This window comes from Paenibacillus sp. VTT E-133280 (assembly GCF_002264385.1).
GTDB lineage: Bacteria > Bacillota > Bacilli > Paenibacillales > Paenibacillaceae > Paenibacillus_AQ > Paenibacillus_AQ nitricinens.
Window position 1 is genome coordinate 1 of the sequence record NZ_NFUX01000189.1, and the last position, 286, is coordinate 286.

At 46.5% G+C, this 286-nt stretch carries 1 pseudogene; it reads left to right on the forward strand.

Annotated features, from left to right (window positions below):
* Positions 1-286: pseudogene (locus CA600_RS30710) on the forward strand (S-layer homology domain-containing protein); the annotation flags it as partial.

Sequence of the window (286 nt, forward strand, 5' to 3'; positions counted from 1 at the left end):
GAACAAAACAATAACCCGTCAAGAGATGGCACGTATTGCTGCTCGAGCAACTGGATTACAGACAAAGGAAGACGACAAGTGGATGTATCTGGCTGCGAAGTCGGGCTTAATCTCAGGACTGGGCGTAGGCAAGCTAGGAGAAAAGGAAAACACAACAAGAGCGCAATCTGTAGCTACCGTAGAGCGTGTATTAACTGTAAAAGGTGGTGGAAAGCTGCCGACAGACAAGTATGCGATTAGCAGTGCAGAATTGGCTTGGCATAAGACGAATATTTTTACGGTGATG